A 17,818-nucleotide genomic window follows, 5' to 3' on the forward strand; every position below is an offset into this window, starting at 1 on the left:
AGATGTGTATAAGAGACAGGCCACCGCCTACACCACCACACCCAAGACCCACCCAGCCACCGGCGCCCGCACCGACCACCACGACCGCCTACGCACCGACAAGATCGACAAGACCGGCTGCGTCACCCTGCGCGTGGCCGGCAAACTCCGCCACATCGGCATCGGACGACCCCACGCCGGAACCCACGTCCTCCTCCTGATCCACGACCTCGACGTCCAGATCATCAACGCCGCCACCGGAGAAATCCTCCGAGAACTCACCATCGACCTCACCCGCGACTACCAGCCACGCGGCAACCCACCCCGCACATGACAAATGGCCTGAACCCACAAACGTGGGTTCAGGCCATTCCGATGTCCTGCGACATCACATCGGTGCCCCGTGTGGGACTTGAACCCACGACCGACGAATTATGAGTTCGCTGCTCTGACCAGCTGAGCTAACGGGGCGTACGACACCACGTCGGCCCGGACGGGCCCGCAGGTGTCGCGAGGAGGAGCCTACCCTGCGGAACCGATAATCCGTGGTGCTCCGGGCTCGTGCTTCCTACTGTGCATCCTGCGGCGTGAGCCGCCCGGGCGGTCTTCCCGTCCCGGTACGTATCCCTGATCCTGAATGCAGGAGGAACCATGTCCACGCCCTTCCCGGTCGCGCTCTCCGGCGCCCGGGCCGAGACCCTCATGTGGGCCCACGAGCACGACGTCGACCACGCCGCCCTCAGCCAGCTCCGCAACATCTCGGCGCTGCCCTGGGTGGAAGGCGTGCGCGTCATGCCGGACGTCCACCTGGGCAAGGGGGCGACCGTCGGCTCGGTGATCGCGATGCGCGACGCCGTCTCGCCGAACGCGGTGGGCGTGGACATCGGCTGCGGCATGATCGGCGTGCGGACGTCGCTCACCGCGAGCGACCTGCCCGACGACCTGGCCCGGCTGCGGTCCCGGATCGAGGCGGCCATCCCGGTGGGGTTCCACGCCCACGACGCACCGGTGGACCTGCGGCGTCTGCGCCCGGTCGCCGGATCCGGCGGACGTGAGCGGCTGCGGGGCGAGCAGAAGTTCTGGGACCGGTTCGATGCGCTGCACCCGAAGGTGCGGCAGCTCGAGACCCGGGCGCGCAAGCAGCTCGGGACCCTGGGCGGCGGGAACCACTTCGTCGAGCTCTGCCTCGACCAGGACGACCGGGTCTGGCTCCAGCTCCACTCCGGCTCGCGGAACATCGGCAAGTCCCTCGCCGAGCAGCACGTCGGCATCGCGAAGCACCTCGACCACAACCGCGGCCTCGTGGACCGGGAGCTCGCCGTGTTCCTGGCCGGCACGCCCGAGATGGACGCATACCTCAACGACCTGTGGTGGGCGCAGGACTACGCGGCCCGGTCGCGGGCCGTGATGATGGCGCTCGCGGTGCAGGCGGTCCGTGAGGAGTTCTCCGACAGGGACGCCGACGACGTCCTGCGGTTCGACGAGGGCGTGAACGTGCACCACAACTACGTGGCGCGTGAGCGGATCGACGGCGCGGAGCTGATCGTGACCCGCAAGGGCGCGATCCGGGCGGGCCGGGGGGACCTGGGCCTGATCCCGGGCTCCATGGGTACGGGCTCCTTCGTGGTGCGCGGCCTCGGCAACCCGCGGTCCTACTGGTCGGCGTCGCACGGTGCGGGCCGGAAGATGTCCCGGAGCAGGGCGAAGCGGGAGTTCACGCTCGACGACCTCGCCGCGCAGACCGCGGGGGTCGAGTGCCGCAAGGACCAGGGCGTGCTGGACGAGATCCCGGGCGCCTACAAGGACCTGGACGCGGTGATCGAGGCGCAGTCCGACCTCGTGGAGGTCGTGGCCCGGCTCCGCACGGTGCTCTGCGTCAAGGGCTGAAGCTCTGCCCGGCGGAGCGTCATCTTTGGGCCATCACCCGGCGTGAACGAGGTGTCGGTGTGGCGTGGAAGAATCTTCCTCCATGGCGATGCGTGAGATCCGGGTGATGCCCGACCCTGTCCTGCGAACCCCCTGCGACCAGATCACCAAGGTTGACGACCGCGTGCGGGGGCTCGTGGCCGACCTCGTGGAGACCGTCGACGCCGAGGGGCGTGCCGGGCTGGCCGCGAACCAGATCGGGGTCGGCCTGCGGGCCTTCTCGTGGAACATCGAGGGTGAGATCGGGTACGTGCTCAACCCCCGCATCGTCGAACTGGGGGAGGAGACGCAGGACGGCGGCGAGGGCTGCCTGTCCGTCCCGAACCTCTGGTACCCGACCGTCCGCGCCAACTATGCGCGGGTGGTGGGCACGGACCTGGACGGCAACGAGGTCGACGTCTCCGGCGAGGGGCTGATGGCGCGCTGCCTCCAGCACGAGTGCGACCACCTCGACGGCAAGCTCTACCTCGACCGGCTCGAACGCGAGGCCCGCAAGGAGGCCATGCGGGCGCTGCGCGCACAGCTCTGAGCCGGCAGGCGGGTCCAACGGCCGAGGGCGAGTGTCCGGCAGGCCGTTCCTGCCTCAGAACGCCTACTCCGACATATCCACCAAGTCGGACTGGTGATGTCGTCGATTCACCCGCTTCCACACTTGGACGAGGGTCCAAAAGGTCCGTTAAAGCGCTAATGTGGAACGGAAAGTTGGTGGAAAGGTGAATTTTCCAGCCATGAACTCGCTACTTCGCGTGCGCATGGCCTCCGAGTCGTGCAGGATGGGCGGCGGACGTAGTAGCGCAGGCGGTCACCACGCATGATGCTCGGCCACAGCGTCACCGCCCGGTGAGGACGTAGGGGAAGACGTGCCTCGACCAGGGAGGAAGACATGGCCGGCGGAATTGTTCGTGGCGTGCTGTTCGTGCATTCTGCGCCCCGTGCCCTCTGTCCGCATATCGAATGGCAGGCGGGGGGTGTTCTGGACCTGAGGGTCACGATGGACTGGACACCTCAGCCGGCGGGGCGCGGACTCTACAGAACTGAATACTCATGGCAGGGGCCGCAGGGGACGGGCGCCACACTGGCGTCCGCCCTGCGCGGCTGGGACCACCTGCGGTACGAGGTGACGGAGGAACCGAGCCAGGGCGCCGACGGCGCTCGCTGGTCGCACACCCCGGACCTCGGCATTTTTCATGCCATGACGGACGTCCACGGGAACATCGTCATCCCCGAGGACCGTGTGCGGGCTGCCCTCGACCAGGGCGACCCTCGTGCGGTGCGCGACGCGCTCGACCTCGCTCTGGGCGCGGCCTGGGACGACGAGCTGGAACCCTTCCGCCAGGCGGGTGCGGGTGCCCCGGTCCGCTGGCTCCACCAGGTCGGCTGACCGAACCGGGCCCCGAAACAGCGCCGAACGGCCGGTCGATGCGCATCCTCCCGGATGAAGCGCATCGACCGACCGTTCGGCGACTCCGGCGGTCATCCGTCCGGCCGACCGACCAACTGCCCGGCCGACCGGCCGACCAACTGCCCGACCGACCGGTCCGCCGGCCGACTACCCGGCCGAACGGTCGCCCGCCCGGCCAGCCGCCATCAGGCGTTCTGGACCAGCAGCGCCACGTTGTGCCCGCCGAACCCGAACGAGTTGTTGATCGCCGCGATGTCGCCGCCGGGCAGCTTGACCGGCTCGTCGCGCACCAGCGGGACCTGGAGCTCGGGGTCGGGGTTGGCCACGTTGATGGTCGGCGGGGCGAGTCGCTCCGACACGGCCTTCACCGTGAACACCGTCTCGATCGCACCGGCGCCGCCGAGCAGGTGGCCCGTCATGGACTTGGTCGCCGACAGCTGCACGTGGTCGGCGTCGGTCCCGAACAGGTGCCGGATGGACGCCGTCTCGGTGAGGTCGCCCACCTTGGTGGAGGTGGCGTGCGCGTTGACGTGCACGACGTCGGCCGTGGTCACGTGCGCGTCCTCCATCGCCGCGCGCATCGCGGTGACCTGCCCCGTGCCCTCCGGGTCCGGAGACGTGATGTGGTAGGCGTCGGAGGACAGCCCGACACCCCCGATCTTCGCGTACACCCGCGCGCCGCGGGCTGCGGCGTGCTCGGCGCTCTCCAGCACCACGATCGCCGATCCCTCGCCGAGGACGAACCCGTCCCGGTCGACGTCGTACGGCCGCGACGCGCCCTCGGGGTCGTCGTTGCGCAGCGACAGGGTGCGGGACGCGGCGAACGCCGCGATCGGCATCGGGTGGATCGTGGCCTCGGTGCCGCCGGCGACGACGACGTCCGCCCGGCCCGAACGGATCATCTCGACGCCGTAGCCGATCGCCTCGGCACCTGACGCGCACGCCGACACGAGCGCGTGGGCGCCGGCCTTGGCGCCCAGGTCGAGCGACACGTACGCGGTGGGGGAGTTCGGCATGAGCATCGGCACGGTCGTGGGCAGCAGCCTGCGGGCCCCGCGCTCACGCAGCGTGTCCCAGCCGTCGAGCAGCGTCCAGATGCCGCCGATCCCGGACGACACGACGGATCCCAGCCGCTCTCCGGGGACCTCGGGCTCTCCGGCGTCCTTCCAGGCCTCGCGCGCGGCGATGACGGCGTACTGTGCGGACGGATCCATGCGCTTGATCTCGGGCCGCTTGAGGACCTCTTCGGGCTTGACCTTGATGGTCGCCGCGAAGTTCACGGGGATCTCGTAGCGCTCGGCCCAATCGTTGTCCATGGTGCGCGCACCGGACTTCCCGGCGAGCGCGGCCTCCCAGGTGGAGGGCGCGTCCCCACCGAGCGGGGTGGTGGCGCCGAGGCCGGTGACGACGACGTCGCGTGCGGAGGTCATGGGTCTGGCTCCTGGCTAGGTGTGGTGCGGTGATGGATGAGCCCGACGGCGGCCCGGCGGGCCTTCCGTTCGGGAAGGCTCACGACGGACCGCCGTGGGACGGTGCGGGTGAGGGCTGGCATCAGGCAAGATGTCCCGCCCGGCCCGCTCGGTGCGAGCCTGCCGGTTCCGGGGAACCTCCGGCTCGGCGTCCGATCGACATATCCTCCGGGTGCCGCGGGGGCACGCGCCGTCCTTCCGGCGCACGCCCCGCGACATCCGTCGTCGAGGTCAGTCCTGGGCGCCCTTGATGTAGCTCACGGCGTCGCCGACCGTCGCCAGGTTCTTGACTTCCTCGTCGGGAATACGAACACCGAACTTGTCCTCGGCGTGCGTGACGATGGTCATCATCGACAGCGAGTCGATGTCGAGGTCGTCGGTGAAGGACTTCTCCAGCGCGACGTCGGCGGCGTCGAGGCCGGTCTCCTCGGCGACGATCTCGGCGAGGCCCGCGAGGACCTCCTGCTCGGTGTTGGCCATGGGGGCTTCCTTTTCTTCTCGGTGGGAGCCGGGGCTCCCGGGGGACTTGCCATGACCGCTCGCGCCCGGGTGTTCCGGGCGGGCGGTACGAAGCGAAGGTTACGGCAGGACGATGACCTGCGCGGCGTACACGAGTCCGGCACCGAACCCGATCTGCAGCGCGATGTCGCCGGACCTGGCCTGTCCCTCCTCGAGCAGGCGCACGGTCGCGAGCGGGATGGAGGCGGCCGACGTGTTGCCGGTGTCGGCGATGTCACGGGCCACGACGACCGACTCGGGCAGCTTGAGCTGCTTGACGAGCTGATCGATGATACGCATGTTCGCCTGGTGGGGCACGAACACCTGGACGTCCTCGGGGGACACGCCGGCGTCGGCCATGGCCTTCGCGGCGATCGGAGCCATCTGGAAGGACGCCCACTTGAACACGGTGGGTCCGTCCTGGCGGAGCGTGGGCCAGCCGAGCGAGGCGTCCTCACGCCACTCCTGCCACGAGTGGGTCTGCCGGATGGCGGTGTGCTTGGAGCCGTCCGAGCCCCAGACCGTCGGGCCGATGCCGGGCGTGTCCGACGGCCCGACGATCGCGGCTCCCGCGCCGTCGCCCAGCAGGAACGAGATGGACCGGTCGGTCGGGTCGATGATCTCCGACAGCTTCTCGGCACCGATCACGAGCACGTTCCGGGCCAGGCCGGAACGCACCAGGCCGTCCGCCTGGCCGATCCCGTACGCGTACCCGGCACAGGCGGCCGAGATGTCGAAGGCGGCCGCCGGCGTGGCGCCCAGGCGGTCGGCCAGGATCGATGCGGCCGACGGCGTCATGTGCATGTGGGTGATCGTCGAGACGATCACGGCGTCGATGTCTGCTCCGCTCAGGCCGGCGGCATCCAGCGCCTTGCGGGCCGCGGCCTCGGACAGGTCCAGCACGTCGCGGTCGGCACCCGCGCGGCGGCGGGTCACGATTCCTGTGCGCTGCCGGATCCACTCGTCGGAGGAGTCGATGGGGCCGGCGATGTCGTCGTTGGTGACAACGCTCTCACCGCGCTCCGCGCCGAAGGCGAGGATCCGGGAGTACCGGGTGGGCTGGGACTGCTGCAGGAGGGTCACTGTGCTGCTCCGGGGGTCGTGACGACAGGCTCGGTGCCGGCGCCGCTGTGGCGGGCGATGAGGCCGCGGGCGGCGTCGACGTCGTCGGGGGACTTCACCGCGAGGGTCTCGACTCCCTTGAGGCCGCGCTTGGCCAGGCCGGTCAGGACACCCCCCGGGGCGAGTTCCAGCAGGCCCGTCACGCCGCGGGCGGCGAGCGTCTCCATGACCAGGTCCCACCGGACCGGGGCGGTGACCTGCCCGGCGAGGTTGGACAGGACGTCGGCGGCCGAGCCGTGTCCGTGCGACCCGCCGGTGTAGGCGGTGCCGTCGAGGTCGGCCAGGAACGGGAGAACAGGGTCTGCCGCGCCCTCGAAGTCGATCGCCGCCGGCTCGAACTCCTTGCGGGCGGAGTCCATGAACGGCGTGTGGAACGCTCCGGCGACCTGCAGCGGGATCACGCGGGTGCGCTCCGGCGGGTTGTCGGACAGCTTCGCCAGGTCCTCCAGCGCGCCGGCCGCGACGACCTGACCCGCACCGTTGACGTTCGCCGGCCAGAGGCCGGCCGCCTCGATGGCGGCGAGCACGTCGTCGGGCCTGCCGCCCACCACCGCGCTCATGCCCGACGGCGTCGCCGCGGCGGCCTGCGCCATCGCGCGGGCACGCACGGAGACCAGCCCGGCCGCTCCGGCGTCGGACACGACCCCGGCCACCGCGGCGGCGGCGAGCTCACCCACGGAATGTCCCGCGGTGACGTCCACGAGGCCGGCCGTCTCCCGGCCGTCCAGGATCACGCGCAGCGACAGGAGCGAGGAGGCGACGATCAGTGGCTGCGCCACCGCGGTGTCACGGATCGTGTCCGCGTCCGACGTCGTCCCGTGGGCGACGAGATCGGTCTGAGCTGCCTGCGAGGCGGCGGCGAGCAGATCGGGGACACCGGGCAGCTCCAGCCAGGGGCTGAGCATCCCGGGGGTCTGAGAGCCCTGTCCAGGGCAGACGACGGCGAGCACTCGTCCACTCTGCCAACGTGAAGTCAACCCCGGACGTCGCGACGCGTACCAAGCTTCTCCGAAGCGGTTGTGGGGAATCTACAAGAAACGCCCTTGTGGAGCGGCTTCAGCGTTCGCCGAGCTGGCCCAGGGCGAGCGCCACCTGCAGAACGAACGACTCGCGTGCGTCGAGCGGGTCCCACCCCGTGATCTCGGAGACCTTGCGCAGCCGGTAGCGCACCGTGTTGGGGTGGACGTACAGCCGCCGGGCCGCGGCCTCCAGGGAACGGCCGGTACCCAGGTAGGCCGAGAGCGTCTCCAGCACGGAGCCGCCCGCTTCGGCCAACGGCGTGTAGGCCTGGGTGACGAGCGTGCGCCGGGCGGACGCGTCCCCGGTCAGGACCCGCTCCGGGAGGAGGTCGTCGGCCATGACCGGGCGGGGCGCCTGCGGCCAGGCCGGAGCGGCCGCCATGCCGGCCAGGGCGGAGCGTGCGGACCGGGCGGCGTCGTCCAGCCCGGACACCGCGGCACCGATCACCACCGGCCCCGGGCCGAACCGTCCCAGCAGGCCGGTCGCGGCCTCGACCAGGTCTCCCTCGCCGCCGAGCACCAGGATGAGGCGGTCGCCGTGGACCCCGACCAGCGCGTCCCCCGCGCTGCGCCGGGCGGCGCGGCGCAGCTCGGCTGCCCGGACCTCGTCCAGGCCGGGGTTCGTGGTTCCCACCACCACGAGCGTGCCGCCCTTCCCGCTCCAGCCGAGCGCGGACATCCGGCTGCGCAGGGCGTCGTTCCCGTCGCCGCGCACCAGCGCGTCCACGACCAGGGCCTCCAGCCGCGCGTCCCAGGCACCGCGTACCTCGGCGGCACGGGCGTAGATCTCGGCGGCCGAGAACGCCACCTCGCGCGAGTACCGCAGCACGGCCTCACGCAGCTCCCGCTCGCCGCCGGGAGCGGCGATCTGGTCCGACATCTCCTCCACCACGTCGACGCCGCAGCGCACGAGCTGCAGCGTCTGCTGCAACGAGATCGTGCGCGTCAGCTCCGGGGGAGCCGCCGAGAACATCTTGTCCACGCCGTGCGGCGGGCGGTGCGGGTCGGCGAACCAGGTGATGAACGCGTTGACCCCGGCCTGCGCGACGAGGCCCACGTAGGAGCGGTCCTCCGCGGGCAGGTTCCGGTACCAGGCCAGATGCTCGTCGAGGCGGCGCAGTGTCGCCGAGGTCAGCTTGCCGCTCGCGTCGCGGACCCGCTGGAGGTTCTTGCCGTTGGCCGTCTCGGGGCCGGTCGCGGAACTCTTCGTGCGACCGGTCGTCGAACTGGCCTTGCGGCCGGGTGCGGAGCCGGTCGAGGGCGCGGTCTTGGGCGAAGCAGGCACGGGGCGAGAATACGGGGCGCGGTTGTACGGAGTCCACAAACGGACTATTCGCTCACCGCCCGAAGGGGCTGGAAGCGCCCGGTCCTTCAGCGGCCGGGCGAAGCCGTCCCCTGTAGGGTCGAGGGTATGGCCCTGATGCAAAGGCTCCGCCGCCTCATCCACCGGCCTACCTCCGCATCCAGTGTCGGCGCACGTCACCCGTCGCCGTCGACCCCACGTCGAGGAGACACCATCCACGAGGACGCGTTGCGAGCTCAGCTCGCCGACGACCCGAACAACATCGAGGCCTTCTGCGCACTCGCGGAGATCGTCCGGCGTCATGCTGCGGAGGGTCACGGCGAGCACGACCCGCTGCGCGACACCGAGGACGAGCCGACCGCGGCCGAACTGCGCAGCCAGGCCGCTGACCTGGCCGTCTGGGCACTGGCCGAGGAGATCGGCGGCAACCCGCGCGGCTGGTACCCGCTCGTGGAGCTGGGGCGGCTGTCGCTGGCGGAGGATCCGGAGGGCGCGGTACGGCGCTTCAAGACGGCGGCCGAGCGGGACCCGGAGGGCCGGGCGCTGGCCGAGGGGCTGGCGATCCTGCGTGGTGCCGGGATGCCGGTGGAGGCGCTGGGGCTCGGCGTCGGGCACTGGCGGGTGCGGGAGCACACGCCCGAGGTGGGGCAGCACCTGGTGCGTGCCGCTCTCGAGGCCGACCGGATCTTCGAGGCGAAGCAGCACCTGCGTGCCCTGGGAATGCACCCGGACCAGGAGGCCGTGGCCGGGATGCGGCGCGAGCTGGAGCAGGAGATCGCGGCGAGCGAGAAGCGCGCGGCCGGTCACTGACCGGCCGCGCGCCGCTTGCCTTCCCTCACCCCTGAGGGTCCCTCACTACTGGGCGTCCGTCACGACCAGGTCGTCGAAGGCCCAGGTCGAGTCCGTCGAACCGCCCGTGTAGAGGGTGATCCCGACCGATCCCGCGGACTGCAGCGCCGCGGTGGAGTCGGTGGAGACCACCTCCCACGTCGTCGGCTCGGTGGTTCCTTCGGCCCACGCCCTCGCCCGGACCGTCGCTGGTGACGTGCCGGTCACCTGGACGCGGATGAGCAGCGGGGCGTCGGTCGTGAAGGTCAGGCCGTCCACGGTGCCGCCGGCCAGGGGCGTGCCGTTGCGCACGGTGTGCAGGTCGACGTGTCCGTCCGGGAAGATCTTGAGGCGGCCGCCCAGATAGTCGCTGCCGACCTTGCGTCCCTGCACCGTCAGGTAGGCGTTGCCCGACGGCGCCTCCTGTGCCCAGGTGCGCACCGTGGTGTCGGTGCCTGTGGCGGACACGTCGTCGAGCCGGGCCGACAGCGTCCATCCGGCGCTCATCGAGAACACGCCGGCGTCACCGTCGACCGAGAAGCGCGAGGAGACTCCGCCGATGGTCCACGCACCGCCGGTCTCGGCGCTTCCCCAGCCGTCCGTGACGGTGCGGGTGAACGTGTCGCGCGCGAGCGCCGGGTCCGGGGGCGGAGGGTCGGACGCGGTGACGGTTTCGGTGTAGACGTCCTCGGCGCCGTCGTCGTCGGTGACGGTGACGGTGACCTCGTACGTCCCGGCCGCGGCGTACGCGTGCTCGACGGTGGCCCCGGCGGCGGTGTTGCCGTCACCGAGATCCCAGGCGTAGGACGCGATCTGGCCGTCCGGGTCGCTGCTCGTGCCGGCGTCGCCGGTGAGGGTGAGGTCCGTCATCGCGAGCGTGGCATCGGCGACCGGCGGCTGGTTCGGGCCCTCGCCCGTCACTCCGGCGGTGTGGTGCCGCGTGATCTCCTCGGGGGTGAGCACGTGGTCGTAGACGGCGATCTCGTCGAGGTCCCCGGTGAAGTCGCGGTCGGGGGACGCGGGTGTCCAGTTGTCGAGGTTGTCCCCGCCCACGCGCCAGTACCCGTCGTAGGCCTGGGCGCTCGTGGTGGCCGGATCGCTGGCGACCGGCTCGCCGTCCAGGTAAAGACGCAGCCCGTCCGTTCCGAGCGTCCCCACGGCGTGGTGCCAGGCGCCGTCGGTCACCGGGGCCGGCGACGTGACGGTGCGCACGGCGCCCGGGTGCACGCCGAGAACGAGCTTCCCGTCGCCGTCGAGGTAGAGGTGCCGGTCGTAGGAGCTCGACGTCCACTGGCTCCCGCGGTCACCGAAGCCGACGAGCTTGCCGCCTGCCGTGGTGGCGCGGAACCACGTCTCGATGCTGAACGACTCCGGTGCGGGCCCGGACGTCTCGGTCCAGGAGCGGGAGGCGATCGTGCCGCCTGTCGTGACGGCCGTGTCGGAACTGCCGGAGAGCGCCCCGGACGTGCCGAAGGTGACGCCGAGACCGGTCGTCAGGTCGTCGCTGCCCGCGATGTCGGTCACCGGGCCGGACGTGCCGCCCATGCGCCAGTAGTGGGTGGCGCCGTCCAGCAGGACGTCCTGCGCGTAGGTGCCGAGGGGCTCGCCGTCGGCCACCGTGACCTCGACCCAGTCGGACCAGGCCGCGTTGCCCCACGGGTCGCGGGCGACCACCGCGTAGCGGTGCGTCGATCCCGGCGCGGCGTCCACGTCGAAGGCGGTCAGAGGCTCGGCCTCCCAGAAGCTCGCGGTGGTCTCCAGCTCTGCTACGGGCGGAGCCGACGAGGTGTCGCGGTACACGGAGTACGTGAGCGTCTTGTCGTCCCTGTCGTAGTTGCCCGGCCAGCTCAGCTTGACGACGCCGCTCGTCGTCGACGAGGCGCTCAGCGTGAACGACGACCCGCCCAGGCGCGGACCGTCGGAGTTGGGTGCCACGTCCCGCACCGCGAACCGCACCAGGCCCTGCTGGGGCTCGTTGTTGACGTCGAGGAACTCTCCGCCGTACAGCACGTAGTCACCGCCGGCGGTCACGTCCCACGGTCCCTGGTTCTGCCCCGTGTACGTGCCGGCCTTGAAGTCCGGGAACCAGTTGAGGATCTCGGGCCGCGGCGTTCCCGGGTGGTCGGGGTAGCCGTAGATGTCCGCGGTGTTCGTGCCCTCGACGGTCAGGGTGACCGCGGTGCCGCGGTGGAAGGAACGGGGGCTCGTCTCCGGGAAGCCGCCGCTGTTGCCGCAGTAGTGCTTGTGACTGGCCTGGTAGGCGACACCCTGGAACGGGGCGATGGAGTACGAGTCGCCGTGGCAGTCCTCGAGCCAGACCAGCTCGCCGGTGTCCCAGGAGGCCGCGAACGCCCCCTCGACGTTGCCCGGCTGTCCGTAGTGGTACCCGGTGCCGTAGAAGTGGTCGGCGTCCCCGGACAGGGAGAGGATCGCGGACTTGTCGCCCCCGTTGCGGACCTCGTCGTTGACCGGTAGGGGGAGCAGGTCACCGGTGACGGCGTCCAGCCGGGCCAGCCCGAAGCCCGGGTCGGAGGATCCGTCCACGGCGGTGAAGTTGCCGCCGAGCACCACGGACCCGCCGTCCGGCGCGGCGACGAGCGCCTGCACCGAGTGGTCGTCCACCGACGCCTCGAAGGGCCGTGTCGTCGCGCCGGTGGCCGCGTCCACCGCGGCGACACGAGGCCGCGTGGCGTTGTTCACGCTGGAGAACGCGCCGCCCAGGAAGACGTCGTCGCCGGAGGTCGCCACGGCGTACACCGGACCGTTGACCGCCGGGCGGAACGAGGTCATCGCGCCGGTGGCCGTGTCGAACGCGGCCGCGCGGTACCGGGTGGTGCCGTCGATCGAGGTGAACTGGCCGACGGCGTACAGCACGCTCCCGTCCGGGGAGGCGGCGAGATCCTGCACCTGGCCGTTCGCGATCGGGGCCCAGTCCGCGTCCAGCTCACCCGTGGTCAGGTCGTAGGCCATGAGGTTGCCGCGCGGCACCTCGTCGGTGCCCGGTGCGGAGCCGGCGGGGCGTGCCGAGCTGAAGCTGCCGCCCACGTACACGGTGTCGCCGACCACCACCTGGGACCACGCGACGCCGTCGATCTGTGCGGTCGGCAGGGGGTCGCTGCTCACGGTCGCGGGCAGCTGAGCCGCCGCCGTCGCGGTCATGGCTCCCGTCGCCGGTACGGCGGCACCGAGCGACGCCGCCACGGCCGGCGCGGCCGACAGACCCAGAGCCAGTGCCGCCGACGCCGCGACGGCGACCACGGGGGTCGCCGTCCGGCGTCTTGACCGAGGATTGTGGGCATCAGTGCCGGGGACACGCATGGATCGACCTCCGCCTAGAAACGCCGTGACCGGGCACCACCGCGCCCGTGGCTGGATGCTCAGAGGCTACGGCCGGGTATGGGCGGACAAAAGTTGGTCGCGGGTGAAGTAGCGGGTGAAGTACGTAGATTTCACCCACTGTGGGACTCCCGGCGCCGCGTGGCCGCAACGAGGCTCGGCCTCTACCCTAGGATTGGGCGCATGCCCTTCGCCACACCCCTGTCCGACGACGTCGTCCTGCGTGACGTGACCATCGACGACGCCGCGGCACTCGCCGAGGCCTACACCCGCAACCGCGCGCACCTGCAGCCGTGGGAACCGGCCCGGCCGGACGACTTCTTCACCGAGGCGGCGCAGAGGCGCACCCTCGACGTGCAGCTGAAGCAGGCGGCCACGGGACACGGCGTCTTCCTCGCGCTGGCATCCGGGGGCGACGTCGTGGGCCGCCTCAACCTCGCGGACATCGTGCGCGGAGTGTTCCAGAACGGAAACATCGGCTACTGGATCGACGCGGGCCTCGCAGGGCGGGGGCTCATGACACGTGCGGTCACGGCGCTCGCGGAGCACGCTCGCGACGACCTGGGCCTGCACCGCCTCCAGGCGGGCACGCTGCCGCACAACACGGCGTCGCAGGCGGTCCTGACGCGGGCGGGGTTCGAACGGTTCGGCCATGCCCCGCGGTACCTGCGCATCTCGGGCGAGTGGCAGGACCACGTCCTGTACCAGCGGATCCTGCACGACTGAGAGCGGGGAGGCCCGCCGCACCCGGCGCGGGCAGGCGGGACGCCGGTGGGCCGGTGGGTCGGCCGGCCTGGCGGGTCAGACCAGGTGGTGCTCGTAGGCGAACGCGGCGGCGGCGGTGCGGGAGCCGACCTCCAGCTTGCCGAAGATGTTCGACAGGTGGCGGGCCACCGTCTTCTCCGACAGCACCAGGTGTGCGGCGATCTCGGGGTTGCTCTTCCCCGACGCCACGAGCCGCAGCACCTCCGTCTCGCGCGGGCTCAGGCCGCCGGGCGTCTCGCCGCCGCCCAGGAGCTCGGTCGCCTCCCGCATCGTGGGCTTCGTCCCCAGGGCCGCGAACGTGTCACGGGCGGCGGTCAGGTCCGCGAGCGCCGACTCCTCGTCGCCCAGCATCCGCAGTGCGCGGGCCACCAGCATGCGGCTCCGTGAGGTCTCGTACGGTGCGTCGAGTCGTGCCCAGCCCTCGGTGGCGCGGCGGCCCTCGGACAGCGCCGACGCCGCGTCCTGGCGTGCGAGCGCGACCTGTGCCAGTGCGAAGGCGGCCGCGGCGTGCAGCCCGACGCAGTCGAAGCTGGTGGCGATCTCCTCCAGTTCCCGTGCCAGCGGTGTGGCGGCATCGGCCTCCCCGGTTCCGACCAGCACCTCGACGGCCGCGGGAAGGAGGTGTGAGCGGTGTACCGGGTCCTGCCACTCGGCCAGGAGCCGGTGAACGGCGGCCACGGCGGTGTCGTGCCGGCCGCACTCGAACCACAGCAGGGCGCGCCCCGGCTGTGCCGGATGCCCATGGGTGGCTGCCTCCCCGTAGGCCTGCCGCGCCTCGTCGTAGGCGCCGAGCAGGCGCAGCGCCTCGGCCCGTTCGTAGGATGCCTGCCCGATGGCCTGGGTGGCTCCCTCGGCGGCATAGCGGTCTGCGGCGTGCTCGAGTTCGGCCACGGCCTCGTGGTAGGCCCCGTGCAGTCGCATCAGCTGGCCCCGGTGCACGGCGCACTGTCCGGTGAACGGCACCAGGCCGGGCTGGCTGTCGCACCACGTGGTCAGGGCATGGGTCCATTCCCGCATCCGGGAGTACTCGGCGATCTGCTGGCATGCCTCGATGGACGAGCAGTAGATGATGCCGGAGTAGACGGGGGAGACCTCCCCGGCCAGCACATAGGTCATCGCTTCGTCGAGCAGCCGCAGCCCGTCGGCCACGTGGCCGGTGAAGATCGTCAGGCGGGCCTCCATGTGCAGCCCGGTCGCCACGAGGTCCGGATCTCCGAACCGGCGACCGTATGCGGTGACTTTCGGCGCCAGGTCGAGTGCCTCGGGGAACTCGCCCTTCATGATGTGGCCGTAGGCGACCTGGTCCAGCACGTACCCGCGTTCGACGACGTCGTCGCCGTCGAGGTCGTCGAGCAGCCGCTGGGCGCGGGAGAGCCACCCGCCGGCGATCGCGGGTTCACTGCCCTGGCGCAGCACGGTCGTGAGCCAGTAGGCCGCCCGGACGGCCGCGAGCTCGTCCTGGTGTTCGAGGGCCTCGTGGTAGGCGCGCTGCAGCGCCAGCACGCAGTCGTTGTAGTGGCCCAGGAGGAATGCGGAGGTGGCGAGTGCCACGAAGTCCTCGGCGGTCAGGTCGGTCTCGTCCAGGCCCGAGAGCTCACGGTAGGCGGAGATCCATTCGCGCCGCCGGTATTCCTCGCGTGCGCGGTGCAGGTCGTCGAGCACGCCCATCGCACCTCACCTCGTTCAGAGGTTCCGCCGACGGATGGCGTCGTCGCAGTGCCTGTCGGCGGGATCTCCTCCGACGATAGCGCGCCCGGGCGCAGCATGGGCCGGAGCGCCGGCGCCGGCCGACGCCGGGCTGCTCAGGCGGGCGAGCGGCTCGGCGGCGGCCGCGGGCGACCGGTCCGGCGCGTCATGCGGGCGACAGGGCTCCCGTGCGGGACCGCTCCGCGATCTCGTGCGCGACGAATGCCGCGTCGCGGCCGACGCCGTTCACCTGGCCGGAGGCGTAGCAGTACTGGAACGCCAGGCCGCAGAAGTACAGCCCGGGCACGGACTCGACCACGCCGCGGTACTCCACCGGCCAGCCGTCCTCGAACGGCACGGGGACCTGCAGCCAGTCGTAGTCCTGCGCGAACCCGGTGGCCCAGACGATGCTCGCGACGCCGAACGTGCGGCCGTTCTCCAGCCGTGGCAGGCCGTCCGCCACCCCGGTGACGTGCTCGGTGATCCACTCCACGCCGCGTTCGGCCAGGTGGTGACGTTTGACCCGGAGCTGCGAGGCCCCGTGGTGGCGCATTTCCTCCATCGTCCTACGGCCCATCGGCGTACGGCGGGTGAGCACGTGGTTGAACGCGAACGTGATGACCGGGATCGCGAGCTGGAGTCGGCGCGTGCCCCACTCGAGGGGGACGTTCCCGCGATCCGGCCCGACCAGTGTGGTGGGCCGGGTCCGGCCCAGTTCGTAGGCGACGTCCAGGCCGCTGTGCGACGCGCCCACCACGAGCGTGGGCCCGTCGGCCAGCTGGGAGGGCCGCCGGTACTGGCTGGAGTGCAGCTGCTGGATCGTCGGGTCGATCTCTCGGGCGAGGCCCGGGACGTGCGGGGTCCGGCCGAAGGGGCCGGTGGCCAGTACGACGTTGTCGCACCGCACCTCCGCGTCCCCGAGCGTGGCACGGAACCCGCCGTCCCCGGTCGTGGTCAGCGCGTCGACCCGTGTGCGCATGCGCACGGGCAGATCGTTGGCGACGGCATACAGCTCCAGGTACTCGGCGAACTCGTCCTTGGACGGGAAGTGCCGCGGATCGCCGGGGAACGGCAGGCCGTCGAGCCCGTCTGCCCTGCCCGGCGTGAACAGGGCGAGACTGTCGTAGTGGCAGCGCCAGTTGTCCCCGATCCGGTCGTTGCCGTCGACGATCAGGCAGTCGCGGCCGAGCCGCTTCAGGTGGTAGCCGGTGCTCAGTCCGGCCTGACCGGCGCCGATGATCAGGGTCTCGATGTGCTGGGTGTTCATGACGTCCTCCTTCGTCCGTCCCTGAGACGAACGTAGGAGTCCTGCGGCCGCGGGCGCATCGAGAGCGATACCCAACCGGTCGGCAGGGCCGATGGGTCACTTCGTGTACGACGGGTCACTTCGTGTACGACGACGGCCGGCCACCCGGTTCGGACAGGCGTGCGGCCGGCGGGGCGGCGTGCGGCCGGCGGGGCGGCGTGCGGCCGCCCGGCCCTCAGGAACCGAGGACGGCGTCTCCGAGCCCCGCCGTCGGAGAGGCGGCCGAGGCCCGCGCGAGCTGCTCGAGGGCGGCATGGGAGGAAGATCCGGGGTCGGCGTGGTAGATGACGAGCATCTGGCCGGGCGCCCCGTTCACCGTGAGTTTCTCGTGCCGGAGCACGAGCTCTCCTACCGTCGGGTGGCGCATCCGGCTGATGCCACCCACCTTGTGGTGCACGTCCTGGCGTGCCCAGAGCGCCCTGAACTCGGCGCTCGCTGCCGAGAGCTCGTCGACCAGCTCGGTCAGGCGCGGGTCCTCCAGGTCTGCCCCGGCAACGGCGCGGAGGCCGGCCACGGCTTCCGCGGTAGCCCGGTCCCAGTCCTGGTGCAGGTCACGATCGCGGGGGTCCAGGAAGACCGCCCGCAGGAGGTTGACGCCGGGCCGATACTGCGGGGACAGCGCCCGGGCGAGCGCGTTGGCGGCCAGTACGTCCATGTGGCGTCCCTGCACGAAGGCGGGGAAGGGCATCTCGTCGAGGAGCTGCGCGAGTCCCGGCGGAACCTGCTCGGCCGGTCCCGGCCGGTGGGCCGGTGCAGCGGGCGCGGTGGCGAGCTCGTACAGGTAGGCCGTCGCCTCGGTGTCCAGGGCCAGTACCGACGCCAGGGCGTCGAGGACCTGGCGGGAGGGGTTCGTGTCGCGCCCCTGTTCGAGGCGCAGGTAGTAGTCCTGGCTGATCCCCGCGAGGAGGGCGAGCTCCTCGCGCCGCAGGCCCGGGACGCGTCGTCGTGTGCCGCGTGGAAGGCCCACGTCCTCCGGGGTGACGAGCCGGCGCCGCGCCTTCAGGTAGTCGCCGAGCGGCGTGCTGCTGCTCACGCCTCGACTCTAGCCCGTGCCGCTCGGGTCACGCCGTCGTGCGGCCGCATCCTGGTCCTGCCGGTCCGTCCCCTCACGGGGGCCTCTCGTCGGGCTCGCCGGCCGTCCGATAGTGGTGCGGAAGGCGCGGGGCCACCGAATGCCCC

At 71.6% G+C, this 17,818-nt stretch carries 14 protein-coding genes, 1 tRNA gene and 1 pseudogene; 6 read left to right on the forward strand and 10 right to left on the reverse strand.

Translation table 11 applies throughout. The features are described 5' to 3' along the window. Window positions 1–313 (forward strand): annotated as a pseudogene (locus HGK34_RS07640) (IS481 family transposase); the annotation flags it as partial. Window positions 314–376: 63 nt separating this feature from the next. On the opposite strand, the gene HGK34_RS07645 reads toward HGK34_RS07640, so the two are convergent. Next, window positions 377–450 (reverse strand) — tRNA-Ile (locus HGK34_RS07645). 180 nt (window positions 451–630) lie between these two features. Here HGK34_RS07645 and HGK34_RS07650 point away from each other — a divergent pair. The 3 genes from HGK34_RS07650 to HGK34_RS07660 all read left to right on the forward strand — a co-directional run bounded on the left by HGK34_RS07650 (window position 631) and on the right by HGK34_RS07660 (window position 3,286). After that, window positions 631–1,866: an RtcB family protein gene (locus tag HGK34_RS07650; protein WP_201845992.1), complete on the forward strand. Its 1,236-nt coding sequence runs from the start codon at window positions 631–633 to the stop codon at window positions 1,864–1,866. A gap of 82 nt (window positions 1,867–1,948) precedes the next feature. Beyond that, window positions 1,949–2,434 carry a peptide deformylase gene (def, locus tag HGK34_RS07655; protein ID WP_201845993.1) on the forward strand — a complete coding sequence of 162 codons (486 nt, stop codon included), beginning with the start codon at window positions 1,949–1,951 and terminating at the stop codon, window positions 2,432–2,434. A gap of 354 nt (window positions 2,435–2,788) precedes the next feature. Further along, window positions 2,789–3,286 carry a DUF3145 domain-containing protein gene (locus HGK34_RS07660; RefSeq protein WP_201845994.1) on the forward strand — a complete coding sequence of 166 codons (498 nt, stop codon included), beginning with the start codon at window positions 2,789–2,791 and terminating at the stop codon, window positions 3,284–3,286. A gap of 206 nt (window positions 3,287–3,492) precedes the next feature. On the opposite strand, the gene HGK34_RS07665 is transcribed toward HGK34_RS07660, so the two are convergent. The 5 genes from HGK34_RS07665 to HGK34_RS07685 all read right to left on the reverse strand — a co-directional run bounded on the left by HGK34_RS07665 (window position 3,493) and on the right by HGK34_RS07685 (window position 8,700). Further along, window positions 3,493–4,737: a beta-ketoacyl-[acyl-carrier-protein] synthase family protein gene (locus HGK34_RS07665; protein WP_201845995.1), complete on the reverse strand. Its 1,245-nt coding sequence runs from the start codon at window positions 4,735–4,737 to the stop codon at window positions 3,493–3,495. Window positions 4,738–5,007: 270 nt separating this feature from the next. Next, on the reverse strand, window positions 5,008–5,256 hold the full coding sequence (locus HGK34_RS07670) for an acyl carrier protein (RefSeq protein WP_201845996.1): 249 nt from the start codon (window positions 5,254–5,256) through the stop codon (window positions 5,008–5,010). A 99-nt stretch (window positions 5,257–5,355) separates the two neighbouring features. After that, window positions 5,356–6,357, reverse strand: coding sequence for a beta-ketoacyl-ACP synthase III (locus tag HGK34_RS07675; protein ID WP_201845997.1), 1,002 nt, complete (start codon window positions 6,355–6,357; stop codon window positions 5,356–5,358). Continuing rightward, window positions 6,354–7,346: an ACP S-malonyltransferase gene (locus tag HGK34_RS07680; protein WP_201845998.1), complete on the reverse strand. Its 993-nt coding sequence runs from the start codon at window positions 7,344–7,346 to the stop codon at window positions 6,354–6,356. Before HGK34_RS07680 ends, HGK34_RS07675 begins: the two co-directional genes overlap by 4 nt. A gap of 106 nt (window positions 7,347–7,452) precedes the next feature. Next, window positions 7,453–8,700: a PucR family transcriptional regulator gene (locus HGK34_RS07685; RefSeq protein ID WP_201845999.1), complete on the reverse strand. Its 1,248-nt coding sequence runs from the start codon at window positions 8,698–8,700 to the stop codon at window positions 7,453–7,455. A gap of 246 nt (window positions 8,701–8,946) precedes the next feature. Here HGK34_RS07685 and HGK34_RS07690 point away from each other — a divergent pair, with 246 nt between their 5' ends. Beyond that, a complete protein-coding gene (locus HGK34_RS07690; RefSeq protein WP_307815850.1) occupies window positions 8,947–9,528 on the forward strand; it encodes a hypothetical protein in 582 nt (193 codons plus the stop codon). 45 nt (window positions 9,529–9,573) lie between these two features. Here the strand turns inward: HGK34_RS07690 and HGK34_RS23500 are convergent, their stop codons facing one another. After that, the gene (locus HGK34_RS23500; protein ID WP_201846001.1) at window positions 9,574–12,804 is read right to left on the reverse strand and encodes a LamG-like jellyroll fold domain-containing protein; all 3,231 of its coding nucleotides are present in this window, start codon (window positions 12,802–12,804) and stop codon (window positions 9,574–9,576) included. Window positions 12,805–13,065: 261 nt separating this feature from the next. Here HGK34_RS23500 and HGK34_RS07700 point away from each other — a divergent pair, with 261 nt between their 5' ends. Further along, entirely contained in the window at window positions 13,066–13,608 is a 543-nt protein-coding gene (locus HGK34_RS07700) for a GNAT family N-acetyltransferase (protein ID WP_201846002.1), read from the forward strand. A gap of 75 nt (window positions 13,609–13,683) precedes the next feature. On the opposite strand, the gene HGK34_RS07705 is transcribed toward HGK34_RS07700, so the two are convergent. From HGK34_RS07705 to HGK34_RS07715, 3 genes are all read right to left on the reverse strand, one after another. Beyond that, window positions 13,684–15,315, reverse strand: coding sequence for a LuxR family transcriptional regulator (locus HGK34_RS07705; protein ID WP_201846003.1), 1,632 nt, complete (start codon window positions 15,313–15,315; stop codon window positions 13,684–13,686). A 184-nt stretch (window positions 15,316–15,499) separates the two neighbouring features. Then, window positions 15,500–16,600 carry a flavin-containing monooxygenase gene (locus HGK34_RS07710; protein ID WP_201846004.1) on the reverse strand — a complete coding sequence of 367 codons (1,101 nt, stop codon included), beginning with the start codon at window positions 16,598–16,600 and terminating at the stop codon, window positions 15,500–15,502. Between the two features lie 214 nt (window positions 16,601–16,814). Continuing rightward, entirely contained in the window at window positions 16,815–17,672 is an 858-nt protein-coding gene (locus HGK34_RS07715; protein WP_201846005.1) for a helix-turn-helix domain-containing protein, read from the reverse strand. Window positions 17,673–17,818 lie beyond the last annotated feature (146 nt).

The sequence above is a fragment of the Myceligenerans indicum genome (assembly GCF_016742955.1).
Classification (GTDB): domain Bacteria; phylum Actinomycetota; class Actinomycetes; order Actinomycetales; family Cellulomonadaceae; genus Myceligenerans; species Myceligenerans indicum.

Excerpts from the sequence above, each read along its gene's own strand:
- HGK34_RS07650 (WP_201845992.1), top strand. The coding sequence starts at position 631 with ATGTCCACGCCCTTCCCGGTCGCGCTCTCCGGCGCCCGGGCCGAGACC.
- def (WP_201845993.1), top strand. The coding sequence starts at position 1,949 with ATGGCGATGCGTGAGATCCGGGTGATGCCCGACCCTGTCCTGCGAACC.
- HGK34_RS07660 (WP_201845994.1), top strand. The coding sequence starts at position 2,789 with ATGGCCGGCGGAATTGTTCGTGGCGTGCTGTTCGTGCATTCTGCGCCC.
- HGK34_RS07665 (WP_201845995.1), bottom strand. The coding sequence starts at position 4,737 with ATGACCTCCGCACGCGACGTCGTCGTCACCGGCCTCGGCGCCACCACC.
- HGK34_RS07670 (WP_201845996.1), bottom strand. The coding sequence starts at position 5,256 with ATGGCCAACACCGAGCAGGAGGTCCTCGCGGGCCTCGCCGAGATCGTC.
- HGK34_RS07700 (WP_201846002.1), top strand. The coding sequence starts at position 13,066 with ATGCCCTTCGCCACACCCCTGTCCGACGACGTCGTCCTGCGTGACGTG.
- HGK34_RS07705 (WP_201846003.1), bottom strand. The coding sequence starts at position 15,315 with ATGGGCGTGCTCGACGACCTGCACCGCGCACGCGAGGAATACCGGCGG.
- HGK34_RS07710 (WP_201846004.1), bottom strand. The coding sequence starts at position 16,600 with ATGAACACCCAGCACATCGAGACCCTGATCATCGGCGCCGGTCAGGCC.